Source organism: Nonomuraea antri (assembly GCF_013283785.1).
Taxonomy (GTDB): Bacteria; Actinomycetota; Actinomycetes; order Streptosporangiales; family Streptosporangiaceae; genus Nonomuraea; species Nonomuraea antri.
Genome location: NZ_JABCPZ010000489.1, coordinates 1 through 2,167 on the forward strand (window position 1 = coordinate 1; position 2,167 = coordinate 2,167).

The following is a 2,167-nucleotide window of genomic DNA, read 5'->3' on the forward strand; positions in this document are numbered from 1 at the left end:
TGTCCGGGCCGGCGGGGATGGGGTTGATCGGGATGCGCGAGCGGGCGATGGCGGCGGGCGGCACGCTGACGGCGGGGCCACGTGACGGCGGCTTCACCGTCCGCGCCGAACTGCCCGCGACCGGCCCGCGCGCAACCGGGTCCCCCGTAACCGAGTCCCGCGTAACCGAGTCCCGCGCAACCGAATCCCCCGCGACGGGGCTTCCCGAACCTGGGCTCCCCGAACCTGGACTTCCCGCGACCGGGCTCGCTGCGGTGAGCCGGGCGTGATCAGGGTTCTGCTGGCAGACGACCAGCCGCTGATCCGTGCGGGGTTCCGGGCGCTGCTCGAACTGTCCGACGACATCACCGTGGTCGGCGAGGCGGGGAACGGCGTCGAGGCGGTGGAGCTGTCCCGCCGGCTGCTGCCCGACGTGGCGCTGCTCGACGTGCGCATGCCGCTGCTCGACGGCATCCAGGCCACCCGCAGGATCGGCGCGTCCCGTGATCTCGACGGCGTCCGCGTGGTGATCCTCACCAACTACGCGCTCGACGAGTACGTCTTCGCCGCCCTGCGGGCCGGTGCCAGCGGTTTCCTGCTGAAGGACATCGAGCCGGGCGACCTGCTGCAGTCGGTGCGGGTGGCGGCGCGGGGCGAGGCGCTGCTGTCGCCCTCGGTGACGCGCCGCCTGATCGAGGAGTACGTCAGCACCCCGCCCCGCCCCACCGCCGGGCCCGGGCTGGAGCGGCTGACCGAGCGCGAACGCGAGATCGTCGGACTGGTGGGCCGTGGCCTGTCGAACGAGGAGATCGCCGAGCACCTGGTGATCAGCGGCGCCACGGCCAAGACGCACGTCAGCCGGTCGATGACCAAGCTCGGCGTACGCGACAGGGCGCAGCTCGTCGTCTTCGCCTACGAGTCTGGTCTGGTGGTGCCGGGTGGGAACGGTCCACGATTCGCCGGAAATTGACTGTTGAATTAATACATCCGGCCCTTATGATCAACTACGCACATCGCATCGAGGGTCTGATCGGGGTGAACGCTCTGCGGTGACGCCTGGGCACGCTATGCCGCGGAGGTGTTCGACCGATGTCCCATCCGTACGACGAATCGCGTTCCCATGCGAGACCGGCCCACCCCTATGTTCCGCAGCAACCCGCCGGATACGGGCCACCGTCCGGCTACGGCGGCATGCCGGGCCCGATTCCACCCCGGCCGGCGCGCAACGGATTGGGCATCACGGCTCTGGTGCTCGGCATCATCGGGCCACTGACCGGCCTCATCCCGATTTTCTTCTGGATGGCCGGCACGCTCGGCCTGCTCGCCGTCATCTTCGGTTTCGTCGGACGGGCGCGAGCCGGCCGCGGCGAGGCCACGAACGGCGGCATGGCGCTGACCGGGGCGCTCCTCGGCCTGGTCGCGATGGGTGTCGCGACGTGGGGACTGATCGTCACCATCACCGCGGTGAACGACACGATCAACGAAATCGACAAGGCGGTGACCTCCGCGCGGGCCGATTTCGAACAGGGTCCTGCCGACGCTTCCGAACCCACCAAGAGCCCGGCGAAGAAACCGATCGCACTGGGCCAGGTCGCGCGCGAGGCGCCTTTCGCGTTGAAAGTCCTCTCGGTGAGCCGGAAATCGGTCGTCAGCAGCTCCATCGAGAATCTCAAGGCGAAAGGCTCGTTCGTGGTCGTCCGCGTTCTGGTGAAGAACACCAGTAAGTCGCCGGCCACATTCGACGGCAGCGATTCCGGATTGCTGGACTCCGATTCCAAGCAGTACGTATGGGATTCCAACGCGACCATCAATCAGAATCTCACCAGCGGCGAGGGGCTCTACGATCCCATCAATCCCGGCGCGAAGGTCACCAGGACCATCGTCTTCGACCTGCCCGCGAAGTCGACGCCGATGGTGATCGCACTGTTCGGCTCGACGGGCTCCGACGGGGCCTTCATGTATCTGCGGTGATGCGCTCTCGTCAGGTTCTGTCATGATCTGCGGCATGAGCGATCTTCTCCCTCCGGCGGGCTGAGGATGCGGCCGCTGCGGGACGGCGATCCGTCCGAGATCGGCGGTCACCGGCTGCTCGGACGGCTGGGCTCCGGCGGCATGGGCGTCGTCTACCTGGGCCGGCCGCGAGGCAGGCGGCGGGGTGGATGGCAGGGTGGACGGCGGAGTGGATGGC

The 2,167-nt window shown here is 68.3% G+C and carries 2 protein-coding genes; both read left to right on the forward strand.

Annotated features, from left to right (window positions below):
* Nucleotides 1–265: 265 nt before the first annotated feature.
* Nucleotides 266–949, forward strand: coding sequence for a response regulator (locus tag HII36_RS54770; protein WP_173531315.1), 684 nt, complete (start codon nucleotides 266–268; stop codon nucleotides 947–949).
* 119 nt (nucleotides 950–1,068) lie between these two features.
* A complete protein-coding gene (locus tag HII36_RS54775) occupies nucleotides 1,069–1,950 on the forward strand; it encodes a DUF4190 domain-containing protein (protein WP_173531316.1) in 882 nt (293 codons plus the stop codon).
* Nucleotides 1,951–2,167 lie beyond the last annotated feature (217 nt).